General features: G+C 61.1%; 1 protein-coding gene. It reads right to left on the minus strand.

Features of this window, described 5'->3' with window-relative positions; all coding sequences use genetic code 11:
- Nucleotide 1: 1 nt before the first annotated feature.
- Entirely contained in the window at nucleotides 2-982 is a 981-nt protein-coding gene (locus NCT32_RS36930; protein ID WP_409241456.1) for an IS110 family transposase, read from the minus strand.
- Between the last annotated feature and the right edge of the window lie 91 nt (nucleotides 983-1,073).

Here is a 1,073-nt window from a genome sequence, read left to right on the forward strand (position 1 = left end):
GTCACAAGTGATCGTGATGTGGGGGATTCCAGGGGGTGCGATCGCGCATCATGGCGTTGAGCTGAGTAAGGAGCTTGCGCATGCCGGCGACGAATGCGACCTTGGTCTTTTTGCCTTTGGCGCGTAGTCGATCGCAAAACGCCTTGATGTTCGGATTGGCTCGTTGAGCGGCGACACAGGCCATATAAAGGGCGCGCCGCACGATGTGGCGGCCGCCCTTGATATGGCGCTCGCCGCGGTGCGCTCCGCTGTCGGAATTGAATGGAGCGAGGCCGACGAGCGAGGCGATCTGTCGCGCGTTGAGCGAGCCTAGTTCGGGCAGAAAGGCGATGAGCGCGGCGGCCGTTGTTTTGCCGATGCCCGGGGTGGAGCGCAGCAGGGCTTCGGTCTTGCGCCAGAGTTCGTTGGCGTGGAGGAAGGCGTCGATATCGCGATCGGCGTCCTTGATGCGTTGCGTAATGAACCGGATGAATTCATCGATGCTGGGCAGGGCCGATTTATGAGCGCGCTTGCGGCGGTTTTGTTCGGCGGTGAGCATCTCGATGAGCTGGGCGCGGCGCAGGATGAGGGCCTGCAACTGCTGGGTTTGCTCGTCGGTCAGGGGTCGGATTTCGGGCTTGATGGTGGCGCCGAAGTGAGCGATGACGCGCGCATCGAGGCGATCGGTCTTGGCGAGTTGGCCGGTGGATCTGGCGAAGTCGCGCACCCATTTGGAATTGACCGCGACGGCTGGCAAGCCGGCTTGGCAGAGGGCTTGGAGCACGGCGCGTTCGAGCTTGCCGGTGGCTTCGAGGACGATGAGTTGCGGCTTGAGGGGCAACAATCGGTGGATGAGTTCGGCGAAGCCTTCAGGGGCATTAGGCAGACGAAAGGTTTCGGAGGATTCGTGATAGGCGACGTCGAGGAATGGGCCGCTGACATCGATACCGACGAACAAGGGCGACGCGAAAGAGGAAGGAATTTGGTTCACCACAGCACCCATACTTGCAAAGATACGAGCTCGAGGCTCAGTCAACTGTTCGGGTTCAAAGCGGTAAGGAGAAGCGGCGCCACCAGCTTTCTTTCGGGCTGCG

It is taken from the genome of Caballeronia sp. INML2 (genome assembly GCF_023631365.1).
GTDB lineage: Bacteria > Pseudomonadota > Gammaproteobacteria > Burkholderiales > Burkholderiaceae > Caballeronia > Caballeronia turbans.

What these genes read in the sequence shown, in the direction of transcription:
- NCT32_RS36930 (WP_409241456.1), bottom strand. Translation starts at nt 982, where the DNA reads ATGGGTGCTGTGGTGAACCAAATTCCTTCCTCTTTCGCGTCGCCCTTG.